The organism is Streptomyces sp. CA-179760 (assembly GCF_050937045.1).
Taxonomy (GTDB): domain Bacteria; phylum Actinomycetota; class Actinomycetes; order Streptomycetales; family Streptomycetaceae; genus Streptomyces.
Map to the genome: position 1 here is coordinate 2,714,782 of NZ_JBNJLZ010000001.1, position 18,012 is coordinate 2,732,793.

The 18,012-nt window shown below is 71.0% G+C and carries 20 protein-coding genes and 1 pseudogene; 17 read left to right on the plus strand and 4 right to left on the minus strand.

Going from position 1 to position 18,012, the window contains the following annotated elements:
* The first annotated feature begins 145 nt into the window (after positions 1–145).
* The 4 genes from lipB to ACQEV8_RS12155 all read left to right on the plus strand — a co-directional run bounded on the left by lipB (position 146) and on the right by ACQEV8_RS12155 (position 3,256).
* On the plus strand, positions 146–946 hold the full coding sequence (lipB, locus tag ACQEV8_RS12140) for a lipoyl(octanoyl) transferase LipB (RefSeq protein WP_432959655.1): 801 nt from the start codon (positions 146–148) through the stop codon (positions 944–946).
* A 94-nt stretch (positions 947–1,040) separates the two neighbouring features.
* Positions 1,041–2,006, plus strand: a complete 966-nt coding sequence (lipA, locus tag ACQEV8_RS12145; RefSeq protein WP_432959656.1) for a lipoyl synthase — start codon at positions 1,041–1,043, stop codon at positions 2,004–2,006.
* 260 nt (positions 2,007–2,266) lie between these two features.
* Complete coding sequence (locus ACQEV8_RS12150; protein WP_432959657.1) at positions 2,267–2,479, plus strand: SCO2195 family GlnR-regulated protein; 213 nt, start codon at positions 2,267–2,269, stop codon at positions 2,477–2,479.
* A gap of 75 nt (positions 2,480–2,554) precedes the next feature.
* Entirely contained in the window at positions 2,555–3,256 is a 702-nt protein-coding gene (locus ACQEV8_RS12155) for a DUF4191 domain-containing protein (RefSeq protein WP_432959658.1), read from the plus strand.
* A gap of 89 nt (positions 3,257–3,345) precedes the next feature.
* Here ACQEV8_RS12155 and ACQEV8_RS12160 read toward each other — a convergent pair whose 3' ends face one another.
* Entirely contained in the window at positions 3,346–3,813 is a 468-nt protein-coding gene (locus ACQEV8_RS12160; protein WP_432959659.1) for an RDD family protein, read from the minus strand.
* A gap of 210 nt (positions 3,814–4,023) precedes the next feature.
* On the opposite strand from ACQEV8_RS12160, the gene glnA reads away from it, so the two are divergent.
* Together glnA and ACQEV8_RS12170 are read left to right on the plus strand one after the other, a co-directional pair.
* A complete protein-coding gene (gene glnA / locus ACQEV8_RS12165) occupies positions 4,024–5,433 on the plus strand; it encodes a type I glutamate--ammonia ligase (protein ID WP_432959660.1) in 1,410 nt (469 codons plus the stop codon).
* 109 nt (positions 5,434–5,542) lie between these two features.
* Positions 5,543–5,815 carry a hypothetical protein gene (locus ACQEV8_RS12170; protein WP_432959661.1) on the plus strand — a complete coding sequence of 91 codons (273 nt, stop codon included), beginning with the start codon at positions 5,543–5,545 and terminating at the stop codon, positions 5,813–5,815.
* An 11-nt stretch (positions 5,816–5,826) separates the two neighbouring features.
* On the opposite strand, the gene ACQEV8_RS12175 is transcribed toward ACQEV8_RS12170, so the two are convergent.
* Positions 5,827–6,375 (minus strand): FtsX-like permease family protein, encoded by a 549-nt coding sequence (locus tag ACQEV8_RS12175; protein ID WP_432959662.1) that lies wholly within the window; start codon positions 6,373–6,375, stop codon positions 5,827–5,829.
* Positions 6,376–6,593: 218 nt separating this feature from the next.
* Between ACQEV8_RS12175 and ACQEV8_RS12180 the strand changes: the two are divergent.
* The 6 genes and pseudogenes from ACQEV8_RS12180 to ACQEV8_RS12205 form a co-directional block, all read left to right on the plus strand.
* Positions 6,594–6,801, plus strand: a pseudogene (locus tag ACQEV8_RS12180) (response regulator transcription factor); the annotation flags it as partial.
* Between the two features lie 86 nt (positions 6,802–6,887).
* Entirely contained in the window at positions 6,888–8,339 is a 1,452-nt protein-coding gene (locus tag ACQEV8_RS12185) for a hypothetical protein (protein ID WP_432959663.1), read from the plus strand.
* Positions 8,340–8,383: 44 nt separating this feature from the next.
* Positions 8,384–8,755, plus strand: a complete 372-nt coding sequence (locus ACQEV8_RS12190; protein ID WP_432972630.1) for a signal peptidase I — start codon at positions 8,384–8,386, stop codon at positions 8,753–8,755.
* Positions 8,756–8,852: 97 nt separating this feature from the next.
* The gene (htpX, locus tag ACQEV8_RS12195; RefSeq protein ID WP_432959664.1) at positions 8,853–9,770 is read left to right on the plus strand and encodes a zinc metalloprotease HtpX; all 918 of its coding nucleotides are present in this window, start codon (positions 8,853–8,855) and stop codon (positions 9,768–9,770) included.
* 7 nt (positions 9,771–9,777) lie between these two features.
* Positions 9,778–10,365 (plus strand): PspA-associated protein PspAB, encoded by a 588-nt coding sequence (pspAB, locus tag ACQEV8_RS12200; protein WP_432959665.1) that lies wholly within the window; start codon positions 9,778–9,780, stop codon positions 10,363–10,365.
* Between the two features lie 40 nt (positions 10,366–10,405).
* Complete coding sequence (locus ACQEV8_RS12205) at positions 10,406–12,034, plus strand: alpha/beta fold hydrolase (RefSeq protein ID WP_432959666.1); 1,629 nt, start codon at positions 10,406–10,408, stop codon at positions 12,032–12,034.
* A gap of 18 nt (positions 12,035–12,052) precedes the next feature.
* On the opposite strand, the gene ACQEV8_RS12210 is transcribed toward ACQEV8_RS12205, so the two are convergent.
* Entirely contained in the window at positions 12,053–12,664 is a 612-nt protein-coding gene (locus ACQEV8_RS12210; protein ID WP_432959667.1) for a TetR/AcrR family transcriptional regulator, read from the minus strand.
* Between the two features lie 94 nt (positions 12,665–12,758).
* Here ACQEV8_RS12210 and ACQEV8_RS12215 point away from each other — a divergent pair, with 94 nt between their 5' ends.
* Entirely contained in the window at positions 12,759–13,832 is a 1,074-nt protein-coding gene (locus tag ACQEV8_RS12215) for an aldo/keto reductase (RefSeq protein ID WP_432959668.1), read from the plus strand.
* On the opposite strand, the gene ACQEV8_RS12220 is transcribed toward ACQEV8_RS12215, so the two are convergent.
* Positions 13,820–14,134: a hypothetical protein gene (locus ACQEV8_RS12220; protein ID WP_432959669.1), complete on the minus strand. Its 315-nt coding sequence runs from the start codon at positions 14,132–14,134 to the stop codon at positions 13,820–13,822. The two genes, ACQEV8_RS12215 and ACQEV8_RS12220, sit on opposite strands and share 13 nt — an antisense overlap.
* 228 nt (positions 14,135–14,362) lie before the next feature.
* Between ACQEV8_RS12220 and ACQEV8_RS12225 the strand changes: the two genes are divergently transcribed.
* The 4 genes from ACQEV8_RS12225 to ACQEV8_RS12240 all read left to right on the plus strand — a co-directional run bounded on the left by ACQEV8_RS12225 (position 14,363) and on the right by ACQEV8_RS12240 (position 17,971).
* Positions 14,363–14,722, plus strand: a complete 360-nt coding sequence (locus ACQEV8_RS12225; protein ID WP_432959670.1) for an arsenate reductase family protein — start codon at positions 14,363–14,365, stop codon at positions 14,720–14,722.
* A 110-nt stretch (positions 14,723–14,832) separates the two neighbouring features.
* Positions 14,833–15,561 carry a hypothetical protein gene (locus ACQEV8_RS12230; protein WP_432959671.1) on the plus strand — a complete coding sequence of 243 codons (729 nt, stop codon included), beginning with the start codon at positions 14,833–14,835 and terminating at the stop codon, positions 15,559–15,561.
* Between the two features lie 355 nt (positions 15,562–15,916).
* On the plus strand, positions 15,917–16,948 hold the full coding sequence (glnII, locus tag ACQEV8_RS12235) for a glutamine synthetase (RefSeq protein ID WP_432959672.1): 1,032 nt from the start codon (positions 15,917–15,919) through the stop codon (positions 16,946–16,948).
* 87 nt (positions 16,949–17,035) lie between these two features.
* A complete protein-coding gene (locus tag ACQEV8_RS12240) occupies positions 17,036–17,971 on the plus strand; it encodes a DUF6891 domain-containing protein (protein ID WP_432959673.1) in 936 nt (311 codons plus the stop codon).
* Positions 17,972–18,012 lie beyond the last annotated feature (41 nt).

Here is an 18,012-nt window from a genome sequence, read left to right on the forward strand (position 1 = left end):
GAGAGTAAGCACCCCATCACACATTTTCGCGGACATTCATCCGATCGTGTGAGGATTGGCCCCGGGACTGACGTGTTCGGGCCGGACGTACAGTGGCTTGGGCGCGATACGTGCCTGACACACCTGTCCGAGGGAGGCGCTTGCCGTGAGTGGGTTGCGGTTCGTCCGCATGGGGTTCGGTGACGAGGCCGTCGAGTACCAGGAGGCCTGGGACGAGCAGCGCCGGGTGCACGCGGCGCGGTTCGCCGACGAGATCTCCGACACGGTCCTGCTCCTGGAGCACCCCCCGGTCTACACGGCGGGACGGCGCACGGCGGACAACGAGCGGCCCCTGGACGGCACACCGGTCGTGGACGTGGACCGCGGCGGCAAGATCACCTGGCACGGCCCCGGGCAGCTGGTGGGCTACCCGATCCAGAAGCTGCCCCGCCCGGTGGACGTCGTGGCGCACGTACGCCGCCTCGAAGAGGCCCTGATCCTCACCTGCGCGGAGTTCGGCCTGGAGACCACCCGGGTCGAGGGCCGCAGTGGTGTGTGGGTCCTGGGCGACCCCGTCGAACAGCGCCCCGCGCTCGGCGGCCTGGCCCTGGACTTCGACCCACGTCTGCACGACGAGGAGTTCGACCCGCGCATGAACGGCCCGGAGTACGCGCCGTCCAACGCGGGCCAACGCCGCGAGGACCGCAAGATCGCGGCGATCGGCATCCGCGTGGCCAAGGGCGTCACCATGCACGGGTTCGCGCTCAACGTGAACCCCGACAACAAGTGGTTCGACCGGATCATCCCCTGCGGCATCCGCGACGCGGGCGTCGCCTCCCTGGCGAACGAACTCGGCCGCGACGTGCCGATCGCCGAGGTGCTGCCGGTCGTCGAGCGGCACCTGAGGGACGTACTGGAGAACGCGGAGCTGAAGCCGCGGGAGATCGAGAAGACGCCCGCGGCATAAAGCCGCGCGTGGAGGGGCTAGCACCCACACAGGCATTCAAATCAACGGGCGTACCCTTGAGGGCGCCGAAGAATCAAACGCTAGGGAGCCGGTCGTGTCCGCAGTCGCACCCGACGGACGCAAGATGCTGCGCCTGGAGGTCCGCAACAGCCAGACCCCCATCGAGCGCAAGCCCGAGTGGATCAAGACCCGGGCGAAAATGGGTCCCGAGTACACCAAGATGCAGAACCTCGTGAAGAGCGAGGGCCTGCACACGGTCTGCCAGGAAGCCGGCTGCCCCAACATCTACGAGTGCTGGGAGGACCGCGAGGCGACCTTCCTCATCGGCGGCGACCAGTGCACCCGGCGCTGTGACTTCTGCCAGATCGACACCGGCAAGCCCGAGGCACTCGACCGCGACGAGCCGCGCCGGGTCGGTGAGTCCGTGGTCACGATGGACCTGAACTACGCCACGATCACCGGCGTCGCCCGCGACGACCTGGAGGACGGCGGCGCCTGGCTGTACGCCGAGACGGTCCGCCAGATCCACCAGCAGACGGCGGACCGCGAGGACGGCCGGACGAAGGTCGAGCTGCTCGCGCCCGACTTCAACGCCGTCCCCGAGCAACTCGCGGAGGTCTTCTCCTCCCGCCCCGAGGTCTTCGCGCACAACGTCGAGACGGTCCCGCGGATCTTCAAGCGCATCCGCCCCGGCTTCCGCTACGAGCGCTCCCTGAAGGTCATCACCGAGGCCCGCGACTACGGCCTCGTCACCAAGTCGAACCTGATCCTCGGCATGGGCGAGACCCGCGAGGAGGTCAGCGACGCGCTCAAGCAGCTGCACGACGCGGGCTGCGAGCTGGTCACCATCACGCAGTACCTGCGGCCCTCCGTGCGCCACCACCCCGTGGAGCGCTGGGTGAAGCCGCACGAGTTCGTGGAGCTGCAGCAGGAGGCCGAGCAGATCGGCTTCTCCGGCGTGATGTCCGGTCCGCTGGTGCGCTCCTCGTACCGCGCGGGACGGCTCTTCAAGATGGCCATGGAGCAGCGGGACGCGCGCATCGCGGCCCAGGCCGTCTGACGCATCGTCACCGCCCTTGCCCGACACTGGGCGAGACAAGCGTGTGAATTCCCGCACAAGAGACTACTCGCCAGTAGCGGCCGATTCGACGCGGTCCTGACCGTCCTCGCAGATGAGGGCACATGTCAGGACCGCGTCGGCGTTTCACCGGCCCCCGCCGGGGCTTCACGGGTGTTTGACCGGCCGGTCACGCCCTGGTAACACCAATCAGTGACGCTGAACTCACAGCACGTACACCCATACCGAGGGGGACCTCACCCATGCAGGCCGCGCCGGTCCGCGCCACCGCGATTCCGTCCTTCACCACCGCACTGCGTGCCGTCGAGTCGCTGCTGATGAGCAGCGGTCAGCGCACCGCCCGCCGCAACGCGTGGACCTCCGTGCTGGAGGACCGCCGCCGCGCCAAGGACCGGGTCGAGACGCAGCGCGTCCTCGACCAGTCCGTTTCTCCGTCCGTCTCCGTCCGCCCCTGAGCCCGGCCCCTCCCCCAGGGGCCCCCGCGAGCACTGCCGTCGTCGGCGCTTGTGGGGCCACGTAGACTGCGTGGCATGGCGAGGAAGGAACCTGCAGCGGACGCTGCGAATCCCGGGCGACTGAAGCAGATCGCTCAGACCTACAAGATGACCCGCAGGGCCGACAAGAAGATCGGTCTTGTACTCGCGGCAGTCGGAATCGTCACCTTCGGTGTCTTCCTCGCGATCGGTTTCTTGATCGGTCACCCCATCTATCTCGGCATCCTGGGCCTCCTGCTCGCCTTCCTCGCGTCGGCGATCGTGTTCGGGCGCCGGGCCGAGCGGGCCGCCTTCGGGCAGATGGAGGGACAGCCCGGCGCCGCGGCGGCGGTGCTCGACAACGTCGGCCGGGGCTGGACGACCACCCCCGCGGTGGCGATGAACCGCAACCAGGACGTGGTGCACCGCGCGGTCGGCAAGGCCGGCATCGTCCTGGTCGCCGAGGGCAACCCGAACCGGGTGAAGTCCCTGCTCGCCGCCGAGAAGAAGAAGATGAACCGCATCGTCGCGGACGTGCCCGTGCACGACCTGGTCGTGGGCACCGGCGAGGGCCAGGTCGAGCTGAAGAAGCTGCGCACGACCATGCTGAAGCTGCCGCGCGTGCTGACCGGACCGCAGGTCACGGCCACCAACGACCGGCTGCGCGCCCTCGGCGACCTGATGAGCAACATGCCGCTGCCGAAGGGGCCCATGCCGAAGGGCATGAAGCTGCCGAAGGGCGGGCCGAAGGCCCGCTGACACCCCGCACACACTGACGGCGAAGGGGCGCCCGGATCACCGGGCGCCCCTTCGCCGTTCGTAGCTGGACCGGACGGTGGTCGGACGCGCTAGATACGGACCTCGACCGTGCCCGCCATCCGGTCGTGCAGACCGCGGCCGTCGCGGTCCCAGATCAGGGCGGGGATCGCGAGGAAGAGCAGGACCGTACGCAGGAGCGTGCGCCAGGGGCTGACACGGCCGGTGTCCAGGGCGAGCACCCGCAGGCCGAGGAGCCGCTTGCCCGGGGTGAAGCCGACCGTACCGACCGTGAGCACCATGAGGGCGAACAGGATGAGCGGCGCCCAGATCTGTGCCGCTTCGTTGTAGTTCTGCGCGATAAGACCGTATGCGATCAGGAGGCTCAGGCCCCAGTCCACGGCGAGGGCGCCGAGCCGGCGGCCCGGGCGGGCGATCGAACCGGGTCCCTCCTCGGGCAGACCGAGCTGCTCACCGCGGTATCCGAAGTCGACACCGGCCTCTTCCGCGGCCGCGCGGGGCCCGGAGAGCCACGATCCGAGTGCTTGCCTGTTGTCCACCCGTCCAAGGTACTGCGCCCGTAAATGACCAGGGCACGGCGGGGTGTGGTAGGGCTACGGTGGAGGGTGAGCCGGTTAACTTGTGCGAAACAAATGAGTCACGCCAGAGAAATCACTCGTCCCTAGGGTCTACGTCAGCGTGTGCCACCCGCACTGGCAGCACGAACGAACTACCACCCCGGCGGGACGGTCGGGAGTAGGAGGAGCTGGATGTTCCAGAACGCCGACGAGGCCAAGAAGTTCATCGCGGACGAGGACGTCAAGTTCGTCGACGTCCGCTTCTGCGACCTGCCGGGCGTGATGCAGCACTTCACGATCCCCGCCGAGGCCTTCGACCCGGCCGAGGAGCTCGCCTTCGACGGCTCCTCGATCCGCGGCTTCCAGGCCATCCACGAGTCCGACATGGCGCTCCGCGCCGACCTGTCCACCGCGCGCGTCGACCCGTTCCGCCGCGACAAGACGGTCAACATCAACTTCTTCATCCACGACCCGATCACGGGTGAGCAGTACTCCCGTGACCCGCGCAACGTGGCGAAGAAGGCCGAGGCCTACCTCGCCTCGACCGGTATCGCGGACACCGCGTACTTCGGTCCCGAGGCCGAGTTCTACGTCTTCGACTCGGTCCGCTTCTCGACCGGCGCGAACGAGAGCTTCTACCACATCGACTCCGAGGCCGGCGCCTGGAACACCGGTGCGGTGGAGAACAACCGCGGCTACAAGGTCCGCTACAAGGGCGGCTACTTCCCGACCCCGCCGGTCGACCACTTCGCCGACCTGCGTGCCGAGATCTCCCTGGAGCTGGCCGCTTCCGGTCTCCAGGTGGAGCGCCAGCACCACGAGGTGGGCACCGCCGGCCAGGCCGAGATCAACTACAAGTTCAACACGCTGCTCGCCGCGGCCGACGACCTCCAGCTCTTCAAGTACATCGTGAAGAACGTGGCCTGGCGCAACGGCAAGACCGCGACCTTCATGCCGAAGCCGATCTTCGGTGACAACGGCTCGGGCATGCACGTGCACCAGTCGCTGTGGACCGGCGGCCAGCCGCTCTTCTACGACGAGGCCGGCTACGCGGGCCTGTCGGACACCGCGCGCTACTACATCGGCGGCATCCTCAAGCACGCCCCGTCGCTGCTGGCCTTCACCAACCCGACGGTGAACTCGTACCACCGTCTGGTGCCCGGCTTCGAGGCCCCGATCAACCTCGTCTACTCCCAGCGCAACCGCTCCGCGGCCATGCGTATCCCGATCACGGGCTCCAACCCGAAGGCCAAGCGCGTCGAGTTCCGCGCGCCCGACTCCTCCGGCAACCCGTACCTCGCCTTCTCGGCCCTGCTCCTCGCGGGCCTCGACGGCATCAAGAACAAGATCGAGCCGGCCGAGCCGATCGACAAGGACCTCTACGAGCTGGCTCCCGAGGAGCACGCCAGCGTCGCGCAGGTCCCGACCTCCCTCCCGGCCGTCCTCGACCGCCTCGAGGCCGACCACGAGTTCCTCCTCCAGGGCGACGTGTTCACGCCGGACCTGATCGAGACGTGGATCGACTACAAGCGCGCGAACGAGATCGCGCCGCTGCAGCTGCGTCCGCACCCGCACGAGTTCGAGCTCTACTTCGACGTGTGATCGACACCTGATCGAGGCACTGCGGCCGTGCCCCCGCTGTCCGTCCGGACAGCGGGGCACGGCCGTATGTTCTATTCTTCTCACAGGACCACACGGGGGTGGAGTGGGAATGTCCGAACACGAACAGGACGGCCAGGAGCGCGAGTTCGACCTCAGATGGGCGGACGACGCCGAGCACAAGGAGCCCTCGGCCCGGGCCCGCATGCTCGCCGCGCGCTGGAAGCACGACCCACCCGGCCCCGTCCCCTTCCGCCCCGACCCCGACCACCGCTCACGCGGCCGCCGCTCCCGCTCGTCGTGGATCTCCACGGCCGTGGTGTTCGGCTGTGTGGCGGCGGTGATCGTCCTGCTGGGGTACATCAACTTCCGGGCGCCGCATTAGGGTCTGCCTCCCTATTCGGTGCGCAGGGCCGTGGCGGTCCGGGTTCTAACGGCCCACCCGGCGGGCAGGAGCGCGCCCAGGGTGGCGATGAGCAGGCCGCCGAGTGCGAGCGGGAGCAGCTCGGCCGCGCAGTAGACGGCGATGACGGAACCGGGGAGGCGGAGCCCCACGCTGTCGCCCATCGCGGGGAGGACCCAGCCGTGGAGGGCCACGCCGAGCGGCACTCCCAGCGCGCCCGCGGCCAGGCCGGTCACGACGACCGAGGTGAGGACCATCACGACGGTCTGCCGGGGGGTCATGCCGAGTGCCTTGTGGACACCGATCTCCCGGACGCGCTCGCGGGTGTCGAGCGGCACGCCGCCCAGCACGCCGAGCGCGGCGACGGCGACAAGCATCAGTGTGAGGATCGCGGACAGCGCGTTGAGCGTGGCGGCCATGTCGCTGCCGGCGTCGAGTCCGCCGGCCCGGGCGGTGGCCCCCAGCAGTGCCAGGTCCCTGTTCAGCGCGTCGGCGTAGCCGGTGACGCCGGTGCCTGACGTGACGGCGATGTGATGACTCATCTCCGTCAGGTCGGGATGCGCGGCCGTGAGGGTCGAGGCGTCGGTGAAGACCTGCGTCCCGTCCTTGCGGGGTCGAGGACCTCGCCGACGCGGGTGCCGGTGGCGGCCAGGAAGGGGGTGGGGACCACGGCATCGCCGGGCCTGTCGATCCAGCGGCCCGAGACCATCGTGTAGCCGCCCCAGGAGGCGTCGCCGGTGAAGGCGATCACGTCGGTGGTGTCCTCGGCCTGCTGGCCCGCGGGCTGAGCAACGCCGAACTCGCCGGTCGCCTCCACCTGGCCGAGGCGACCGCCAAGACCCACGTCGCCCGCGTCCTCGCCGAACTCGGACTTCGTGACCGTCCAAGCCGTCATCGTCGCCTACGAGACAGGGCTGGTCACCGCCGGCGTGCGCGGTGGCGCCCAGCAGTCCGGCGAGCAGACGTAGTGGCCCCGGACAACCGGATAATTCGCGCGACCGGCCCGGCCGTGCGCCCTACGCTCCCCAAAAGAGCGGGTCGAGCGGGGGCGGAGATGGACGAGGACGTCAGGAGTGGGGAGGCGGCTGCGGCGCGGCTGGCCGGCGGGGGGCTGCTGGAGGAGGTTCTCGACGCGGCGGATCCGGGTGCCTGGACCGCCCTGGACGCCGGGGTGCGCTCCTGGGGGTGGTACCGGGCGCGGGACCTGCCGGACCGGGCCTGGGTGGAGGGCCGGGTCCGGCAGGTCCGGAAGCCGGCGGAGGCCGAGGGCCGTGGTCTGCTGCGGCTTGCCCGGCGGCGGCCCGAGCCCGTTCAGGCCGAGGAGCCGGTCGAGCCGCGGCTCGCGCTCGCCCTCTGCCACCCGGACGGACGGACCCGTGAGGCGGCCCTCGTCCGGGCCGCTGGGTATCCCGTGCTGTTGCCCTTGGTCGTCGTGCGCGCCGCCGACTGGGTCGCGCCGGTGCGGGACACGGCCCGTGAGCTGTTGCGGGAGAGCGTCGACGTCGACACCGCCGTCTCCCTCGCGCCCCTGATCCTGCGCGTCGGCCGCCGGGAGCGGGGGAAGTACGGCGTGGAGCTGCTGGGCGAGGTGCTCCGGCGGGCGCCCCGGGGGACGTTCGACTCCCTGTTCAGGCACCCGGACCGCGGCCTGCGACGGTTCGTGTACCGGGTGGCCGTGGAGGAGTCGCTGCTCTCCCCCGCCCGGCTCGCCCGCACCGCCGCCCGGGACGACGACGTCATCGTCCAGGACCTGTGCGCCGAGGCCGCCCTGACCGCCGTACGGGAGGGCGGGGACGGGGAGGACGTGCTCGAAGCGCTGCTCGGCGCCCGCAATCCGCGGGTCCGGTCCGCCGGTGTCACCGCGCTGCGACGGACGGGGCGGGCCCCGCGGGCCGCGGAGTTCCTGACCGACCGGTCGGCGGTGGTGCGGGCCTGTGCGCGGTATGTCGTACGGCAGTCCGGGGCGGATCCGCTGCGCCGGTACCGGGAGCTGTGCGCGGACGCGGGTGACCCGGCCCTGCCGCCGGGCGCGGCCGTCGGGCTGGCGGAGTGCGGGGTGCGCGGGGACGCCGAGCTGCTGTACCCGCTGCTCACGCACCCTGTGCCGGCGGTCCGGGCCCGGGCGGTCGCGGGGCTGCGCGTGCTGGACGTGACGGACGTGGAGCGGCTGCGTCCGCTGCTCGGCGACCCTGCTCCCGGTGTCGTACGGGAGGCCACCCGCGCTCTGCTGCCGTCGGCGGCGCTGCTGCCCGAGGCGTGGCTGGCGGAGCGCCTCGCGCCGGAGCGGCCACGGCAGGTGCGCGTGGCCGCGTTCCGGTTGCTGGAGGCGCGGGGCGGGGTCGTACGGCTGCGGGCCGCGGTACGGCTGTTGGACGATCCGGACGGGAAACTCCGTACGCGGGCCGCCCGGTCGGCCGAGACCTGGTACCCGGCGGCGGTACGCGCGGACGCGGAGGCGGGTGAACTGCTGGCGCGGGCCCGGCGTCAGCTCGGGAGCGGCTGCTAGCGTCCCGGCGCGTGGACGACAGTGTGTATGGGGGCAACGGGGGTGTGGACGACAGTGTGTACGTGGGCAACGCGGGTGTGGACGCGGCGTTGGACCGGGGATGGCTGCTCGGGCATTTCAAGGGGGCCGGGGATCCTCGCCGGAGTGAGGCCGTCGAGGTCAAGTGGGGTGTCCATCCCAAGGGTGACGAGCGGGCGGAGTGGGTGCGGGGTGAGGAGCGGACCGCGCTGCTGGTGCTGATCAGCGGGCGTTTCCGGGTGGAGCTGCCCGGGCGCGGTGTGCTGCTGGAGCGGCAGGGGGACTACGTCGTGTGGGGGCGCGGGGTGGATCATTCCTGGGTCGCGGAGGAGGAGTCGGTGGTGCTGACCGTCCGGTGGCCGTCCGTGCCCGGGTACGCGGTGGGCGCGGGCGGCTGACGCCTTTGCCTGTCCTGGGGGTGATCACGACCCGTTCATGGGCGGGGCCGGGTGCACACTGGCAGTGGGACGAGTGCCTGACTGCGGGGTGATGCAGATGCACAGCCGCTTCCGGAGCGACCGGCGGTTGACCACCCGTATGGGGATCACGCTGTTCCTGCTCGGGTTGTTGTACGTGGGGTTCGTGGCGGCGTTGATCGTGCTGCTGAGGTCCTGGGTGCTCGTCGTGGTGGTCGCGGCGGGACTGTTGGGGGCTCAGTACTGGTTCTCGGACCGGATCGCGCTGTACGCCATGCGCGGGCGAGTCGTGGAGCGGGAGGAGTTTCCCGAGCTGCACGGGGTCGTGGACCGGCTGTGTGCCATCGCGGACATGCCCAAGCCGGTGGTGGCCGTGTCCGATATGGACATGCCCAACGCGTTCGCGACCGGGCGGAACCCGGACCACGCCGTGGTCTGTGTGACGACCGGGCTGCTGCGGCGGCTGGAGCCGGCCGAGCTGGAGGGCGTCCTCGCGCACGAGCTGTCGCATGTGGCGCACAAGGACGTCGCCGTGATCACGGTCGCGTCCTTCCTGGGGGTGATCGCGGGGCTGATCGTGCGGTTCGCGTTCTACTCGCAGGTGTTCGGCGGGGCCAGGAGGGACCAGAACACGGCCGCTGTCTTCGCCGCGGTGATGGGGGTGGCGGCGGCCGTGTACGCGATCAGCTTCCTGCTGATCCGGGCCCTGTCCCGGTACCGGGAACTGGCCGCCGACCGGGCGGCCGCGCTGCTCACCGGCCGTCCCTCGGCACTCGCCTCCGCCCTCACCAAGGTCTCCGGCGACATCGCCCGCATCCCGACGAAGGACCTGCGCACGGCCCAGGCCTTCAACGCCTTCTACTTCACCCCGGCGCTGGGCCGCGAGCCCGGTGTCGCACGGCTCTTCTCGACCCACCCGAGCCTGGAGCAGCGCCTCGACCAACTGGGCCGGATCTCCGCCGAGCTGGGCGAGGCGGCGGCACCCGGAGGGGTGTGAGCGGGGCATGGGGCTGCTGGACATCCTGCTCGGCCGGACCAAGCCGGTCGCGGCGGATCTCGACCGGCTGTTCGCCCTGCCGTCGGCGGCCGTGACCCTGGAGGCCGCGGCGGGCTTCATCCCGACCGGGCAGGGCGCGGTGTGCTTCGCCACGGTCGAGGGCGCGGCCTTCGAGCAGAGCCACCGCGAGGTGCAGGCTCTGCTGGACGCCGACACCGAGCGCGACGGTCCACCGGTGGAACTGCGGCAGGACGACTACGGCTACTCCTGGCTGGTCTCGCACCGCGCCCCCGACCAGCTGCACGCGCTCGTGAACGACCTGCACGCCGTGAACAGCCAGATGGAGGTCAACGGCTTCGGCCCGCAACTGCTGTGCTCCCTGGCCGGGTTCCGGGACCGGGCCGGGCGGCGGCTCGCGCTGGTCTACCTCTACAAGCGCGGCACCTTCTACCCGTTCGCGCCCCTGCCGGGCGGCGGGACGCAGCGGCGCGACAACGCGCTGGAGCTCCAGGTGCGCTCGGCGCTCGCCGGCGACCTGCGGATCGAGCAGGATCTCGGCCGCTGGTTCCCGGTGTGGGGAGCGCCCGGGCTGTGACCGCCCCGCAGGGGTCTGCGCGGCGTGAGTGAATGACCGTATGAGTGAGCTGGAGCTGATCCCTTTCACGCACACCACCGACGGTGAACGACTCAGCGGGCTGTACGGCGGTGCCGTCGCGTCGGCGGGAGCGACCGCCGTGGTCCTGCACGGCGCGGGCAACGGCAGCAAGGAGCGGCTGGTGCCGCTGCTGTCGGAGTTCGCCGCGCACGGCTGCCACGCCCTCGCCTTCGACTTCTCGGGCCACGGGGAGAGCACCGGCCGGCTGCGGGAGCTGAGCCTGCGCCGCCGCTTCGAGCAGGCCGTGTCCGTGATCGACGCGCACGCGGACGGGGACGGGCCGCTGCTCCTGGTCGGGTTCAGCATGAGCGGTCAGACGGTGGCCGATCTCGCCCGGCACTACGGGGACCGGGTGGCGGCCCTGGGCCTGTGCGCGCCCGCGGTGTACTCGGCCGAGGCGTGGGACGTGCCGTTCGGGCAGGGCGACGGGCGGTTCAGCGAGATCATCCGCCGGCCCGGCGGCTGGCGTACGTCGCCCGCGCTCGACGTGCTGCGGGCGTACGAGGGGCGGGCGGTGCTCGCGGTGCCGGGCACGGACGAGGTCATCCCGCCCGCCGTGACGGAGGCTGTCTCGGCGGCGCTGGCCCGGCGTGCCCAGTTCACCCACTGGGAACTTCCCGGGGCGGAGCACCGGTTGGGCCGGTGGTTCCGCGACCGTCCCGACGACCGGCGGGCGTTCGTCACCGCCGTGCTGACCGGGCTCGGCGAGCAGGGCTGGGCGGCGACCCGGACGTGGGTGGCCAAGCAGCTCCCGGAGGGCCGTACGGTCGACAAGTCGTCTTTCCTGACGGGTGGCTGGAGCGCCCAGATGCGCCGGCTCACCCTCGACGACGGCAGCGCCCTCGTCCTGCGGACGTTCGTGAAGCCCTTCTTCCGGCGGCATGCCCCGGGGCTGCTGGCCCGCGAGGCGGACGTGCTCATGCTGCTGGCCGGGCAGGAGGGCGTGCCCGCCCCGGACCTGGTCGGGGTGGACGCGACCGCCGAGCACGGTGACCATCCCTCCCTGCTGATGTCCGAACTGCCGGGACGGGTCCGGGTCGACGGGGAGGATCTCGACGCGCGCGTGGAGCTGCTCGCGGCTCAACTGGCCCGGATCCACCGGGTCGTCCCCGAGGTGCGTCCGCGCGCGTACCAGGCGTGGACGTCGCCGGAGGGCGTTCCCCCGGGGTGGGAGCGGGCCGTGGACGTCATCCGCCGCGATCCCCCGCCGTACGAGGGCTGTTTCCTGCACCGGGACTTCCACCCCGGGAACGTGCTGTTCACGGGCTCGGGGGCCGGCCTGCGGATCGGCGGTGTCGTCGACTGGGTGGAGACCTCATGGGGTCCCGCCGACCTGGACGTAGCGCACTGCTCGACGGCGCTCGCGCTGCTGCACGGCCCGGAGTACGGCCTCGGCTTCCGGGAGCGCTACGAGGCACACGGCGGCCGCCACCTGGCCGACGGCCCGGACCATCTGTACTGGCGGCTGCTCGACGCCCTGGCCTACGTCCGCGACGCGGCGAAACTGGCGGTCCCCTGGCGGGAGCTGGGGCGGACCGACCTGACGCCGGAGGTGCTGGGCGGGCGGCTGGCCGCGTATGTGACGGGGCTGTTGGAACGGTATGCCTGAGGCCGGGTCTTCGCGGCCTCAGGCCCGTACGTAGACGCCCGCGCGTGCCGCGGTCGCGGCGGCCTCGGCGGCCCGGTCGGCCGTGGCGCCGTCGAGCCGGGCGCCGCTGATCAGCAGGTGGTAGTAGAGCGGGGCGGAGACGGCGCGGATCACCTCATGCGTGTCGGTGCCCTCGGGCACCTCACCCCGGTCGACGGCCTGCCGAACGCAGGGAGCCCATTCCCTGACGCGGATGTCGTAGAAGCGCCGTAGCGCCGCGGCCGTCTTGGGGTCGCCGGTGGCGGCGGCGATCAGCGCTTTGAACAGCGGCCCCTGCCGGGGGTCCGTCAGGGTGCGCTGCACCAGCCGGGCGTTGGCCGTCAGGTCGCCGAGCAGCGAGCCGGTCTCGGTGCGCGGCGCGGACTGCTCGGCCATGTCCAGCAGGAGGTCGGCCACCAGCCCGGTGACCGTCGCCCAGCGACGGTAGACGGTCGTCTTGCCGACTCCGGCACGTCGGGCGATGTCGGCCAGGTCCAGACCGGTGAGGCCCTGCTCGGTCAGGGCGTCCTCGGCCGCCCGCAGCACCGCTTCCCGTACTCGCGCCGTGCGCCCTCCGGGCCGTACGGTCCCCGGCTCGCCTCCGTCAGCCATAACGGCACTCCCATTCCATTAACTGCCTCACCCTGCTACCTTAGTGACTACTAACGGAACCATAGACCCGTTAAGAAACCCGGAAGGAGCCGAGATGGAATACAGGCGATTGGGCGCGTCCGGACTCATGGTTCCCGCGCTGAGCTTCGGAGCCGGCACCTTCGGCGGGCAGGGCCCGCTGTTCGGCGCATGGGGCACGACCGACGCGCAGGAGGCGCGCCGCCTGGTGGACATCTGCCTGGACGCCGGGGTCACGATGTTCGACACCGCCGACGTGTACTCCGCCGGCGCCTCCGAGGAGGTGCTGGGGCAGGCGATCAAGGGCCGCCGGGACCAGGTGATCGTCTCCACCAAGACCGGCCTGCCGCTGGGTGACGGACCGGGGGACGCGGGCTCCTCCCGCTCCCGTCTGATCACCGCCTGCGAGGACGCTCTGCGCAGGCTGGGCACCGACCACATCGACCTGTTCCAGCTCCACGCCTTCGACGCCGGGACTCCGGTCGAAGAGGTACTGGCCGCGCTCGACACGCTCGTCCAGGCGGGCAAGGTGCGCTGCACCGGCGTCTCCAACTTCTCCGGCTGGCAGGTGATGAAGTCCCTCGCGGCCGCCGAGAAGCACAACCGTCCGCGCCATGTGGCCCACCAGGTGTACTACTCGCTGATCGGCCGCGACTACGAGTGGGAGCTCATGCCGCTCGCCCTCGACCAGGGCCTCGGCGCGATCGTCTGGAGCCCGCTCGGCTGGGGTCGCCTCACCGGCAAGGTCCGCCGCGGAACGCCGCTCCCGCCCGGCAGCCGGCTGCACCGCACCGCCGACCACGGCCCGCCCGTCACCGACCGGCACCTCTACGACGTGGTCGACGCGCTGGACGAGATCGCGGAGGAGACGGGCAAGGCCGTACCGCAGGTGGCCCTCAACTGGCTGCTCCAGCGGCCGACGGTGTCCTCCGTCATCATCGGCGCCCGCGACGAGCGGCAACTGCGCCAGAACCTCGGCGCCGTGGGCTGGAGTCTGACCCCCGGGCAGCTGGCGAGGCTCGACACGGCGAGCCACCGCCCGGCGCCGTACCCCTACTTCCCGTACGAACGCCAGGAGGGCTTCGCCCGGCTGAACCCACCGGTGTTCCCCGCGCCGGGAACACCGGTGGACCGGCTTCAGCGCGCGTAACGCATGAGCGCCCGCACCATGTGGCACGTCGTCTCCGACGGCGGGTGGACACCGATCTGCTCCGCCGCGCTGCGGATCGTCTCGTTGCGGGCCTGGTTCGGCATGTAGACGCCGGAGTCGAGCAGGGCGATGGCGAGTCGCATCGCCTTGAGTCGACGGTTGTGCGTGACGTACCACTCGCGCGGCCGGCCCGGCGGCAGCGGCCGCTTCTCCACGGGCGCGTACGGCAGGTCGAGCAGGACGGGACGCTTCGCGGTGGACTGGGTGGGCAACGGCTTCGGCTTCAGAGCGGCAGCGGGCACAGGCATCCTCCTGTCGCGATCGGGCGGCCACCGGAGTCCTCTGCGACCCCGGCGCCACCCTCGAACACTGCTTATATTCTACCGCCGGGCACTGACAACGGGGAGTCCGCCAAGCACGGCAAAAGCCCAGGTGAACAAGGAAATTGGCGCCACGTCACGGCAGGTCCGCGAGGGGCGCCTGAGGTCGGCCGAAAATCGAACAGCTGCTGCGGCGCGTACCGTGGGCACATGGAGATCTGGATCAATCCGGCCTGTTCGAAGTGCCGTAGCGCCGTGTCACTGCTCGACGCCGAGGGGGCCGACTACACCGTCCGCCGCTACCTGGAGGACGTGCCGAGCGAGGACGAGATCCGGGGCGTTCTCGAGCGCCTCGGCCTGGAGCCCTGGGACATCACCCGCACCCAGGAGGCCGAGGCCAAGGAGCTCGGGCTCAAGGAGTGGCCGCGGGACGCCGGTTCGCGTGACCGGTGGGTCACGGCGCTCGCCGAGCACCCGAAGCTGATCCAGCGCCCGATCATCACCGCAGACGACGGCACGGCCGTGGTGGGCCGGACGGACGAGGCCGTGCGGGACGCCCTGTCGCGCTAGAACCACCCCGTGACACAGGTCACTTCGCTGACTCCTGTAACCGCTGAGTAACTTCGTTCGGTATCTCGTACATAGGGCCGTACGCTCCCCTACCTCTTCAGGAGGCGCGCATGTCGCGTAGGAGAACTCTCGGTCCGAAGAAGAAGATCGCACTGCTGGTGAGCGCGGTGACCGTGGCAGGAGGCGGGGCCTTCGTCATGGCGAGCACGTCGAACGCCACGCCGCCGGCCACGAACACCAAGTCGGCGGCGGAGTCGACGGCCTGTCTGGGACTCGCCACCGCGCTCGGCAACAACGAGAAGTTCATCGCGGACCAGAAGGCCAACCCCGACGCGCAGTCGGAGGCTCGGATCGCCAACCGCGAGGCGGTCATCGAGGAGATCGAGCGGAAGCAGGAAGCGTCGGGGTGCACGGTTGGGGAGTCGGCTCAGGACTCCCAGGCCGCGCAGCCGTCGCAGCCCGCGCAGGGCGGTGAGCAGGCCGGCGGTGAGCAGGCCGGCGGCGGTCAGGACGCGGCCGGGGGTGCCGAGGCCTCGCAGCCCGCGGAGTCCGCCCCGGCGGAAGACGCCGGTGGTGGCGCCGCGGCCTCCGGACAGCAGGTGTGCAACGGCTCCACCGTCACACTCTCCGGCGAGGGCGGTGCCCCTGCCGCGTCCAGCAACCAGTTCCCGGTCGGCACGCAGCTGAAGGTCACCAACCTGGACAACGACAAGTCCACGACGGTGGAGGTCACTTCGGTCTCCGGCAGCTGTGCGCTGCTCAACAACGCGGCCTTCGAACAGGTCCGTGAGCCCGGCAAGTTCCTGATCCGCCGGGCCGTGATCGAGAAGGTGGGGTGACGCCGGACGGCCGAGTGAGTCACTGAGGCGGCGGCCAACCCCTCGGCCGTCCCTCGTACGTGTCACCGGTCCTGCTGTTCCCGGCCAGGAGCAGCAGGACCGGCACGTCCGGGTCGCACGGGCGCCGGTCACCGGCTTGACGGAGGGAAGCCGGTGACCGGCCCCTCGCCGGGACGGAACGCCCTCTCGGCGTGAAGCAGGACACAGGCACACCAGGTAACACGGGGTTCACATTCGAGCAATGGCCGGGAAATCGCCTGTTGACAGGCTGCCGGACGGTTGACGCGGCGCACCGGTGCCGCAGCGCCGCAGCACCCGCGATACGCGCCCAGACACACCCCGAAGGATGTGGCCCGTGACCTTCAAGGCTGAGTACATCTGGATCGACGGCACCGAGCCGACGGCCAAACTGCGTTCCAAGACCAAGATCATCACGGGCTCGCCCGCCGGTCTCGACGCGCTGCCGATCTGGGGCTTCGACGGGTCGTCCACCAACCAGGCCGAGGGCCACGCCTCGGACTGTGTCCTCAAGCCGGTCTTCACCTGCCCGGACCCGATCCGCGGCGGCGACGACATCCTGGTGCTGTGCGAGGTCCTGAACATCGACCTCACCCCGCACGCCAGCAACACCCGTGCCGCGCTGGCCGAGGTCTCCGAGAGGTTCGCCGCCCAGGAGCCGATCTTCGGCATCGAGCAGGAGTACACGTTCTTCCAGGACGGCTACCCGCTCGGCTTCCCCAAGGGCGGCTTCCCGGCCCCGCAGGGCGGCTACTACTGCGGTGTCGGCTCGGACGAGATCTTCGGCCGTGACGTCGTCGAGGCGCACCTGGACAACTGCCTCCAGGCGGGCCTGGCCATCTCCGGCATCAACGCCGAGGTCATGCCCGGCCAGTGGGAGTTCCAGGTCGGCCCGGTCGCCCCGCTGGAGGTCTCCGACCACCTGTGGGTGGCCCGCTGGCTGCTCTACCGCACCGCCGAGGACTTCGATGTCTCCGCGACCCTCGACCCCAAGCCGGTCAAGGGCGACTGGAACGGCGCCGGCGCGCACACCAACTTCTCCACCAAGGCGATGCGCGAGACCTACGACGCGATCATCACCGCGGCCGAGTCGCTCGGCGAGGGCTCCAAGCCGCTCGACCACGTCAAGAACTACGGCGCCGGCATCGACGACCGCCTGACGGGTCTGCACGAGACCGCCCCGTGGAACGAGTACTCCTACGGCGTCTCCAACCGCGGTGCCTCGGTCCGTATCCCGTGGCAGGTCGAGAAGGACGGCAAGGGCTACATCGAGGACCGCCGCCCGAACGCCAACGTCGACCCGTACGTGGTGACCCGCCTGCTCGTCGACACCTGCTGCTCGGCACTGGAGAAGGCCGGCCAGGTCTGACCGGCACCACCCGGCTCCCGAGGGGGCGCTCACCGTTCGCGGTGGGCGCCCCCTCGCGTTGTCGGTGGGGCGTGTCAGGGTGAGGGCATGGAGATCGACGGGGGCCTCGCGGTCAAGGTGAAGACGGAGAGCGGGCGGGCGTACGCGCGGATCGCGGCGCGGGAGCTACGGGAGCTGGTGGAGCGGATCGGCGGGGACGACGGCCACTTCCTCATCGTGCAGCGGATACCGGACCGGCCGATGGTCTTCATCCAGACGGCACGCGACGGGGACGGGGCCTACGACCTCCAGCACCGCACGGGGCCCGTTCCGCACATGTGGGTGACCCGGGTGACCGATCCGGGCCTCGTCGCCGAGGTGATGGTCCGCTGGGCGCGACAGGAGGACGGCTGGGACACCGGAGTGACCTGGGAGCGCGAGGAGTTCGGGCTGCCGGCCCCTCCGCCCCCGCTCGCCCCCGAGGTGTCGGCGCGGACCGAGGAGTGCGTCCACGAGATGCTCCGGGACGGCTACCTGGACATCGAGACGATGGTCCGCGAGACGGTGTACCTGATGCGGGGCGAGGAGGACTCCTCGCCCGTCTCCCCGGCGCAGGCCCGCGAGATCGTCGAGCGGCTGTGGCTGGAGCGCGTCGACGAGCAGCAGTCGTGGAGCGAACCGACCGACCCGGACCGGCTGAAGCGTGCTTTCGCGGCCCTGGACCGCGCCGGCATCGTCGCCCGCGAGGACTTCACCTGCTGCCGGGGCTGCGGCATGGCCGAGATCGGCGCGGAGGCGGACGGCGAACCCGGCGCGCGGGGGTTCGTGTTCTTTCACCACCAGTGCACCCGCGGAGCGGCGCGGGGACACGGCCTGTCGCTGTACTACGGCGGATTCGACGGGTCCGAGGAGACCACGAAGGCCGTCGGGCACGAGGTCGTGGCGGCGCTGGCCGTGGCCGGGCTGTCCACGGAGTGGGACGGCGATCCGGGCAAGGCGATCGATGTCAGGCCCCTGGAGTGGCGGAAGCGGCTGGTGGGGTGAGGTTTCGGCGGGGCGGCCGGATGTCCGGCGCGTGTCCAAGG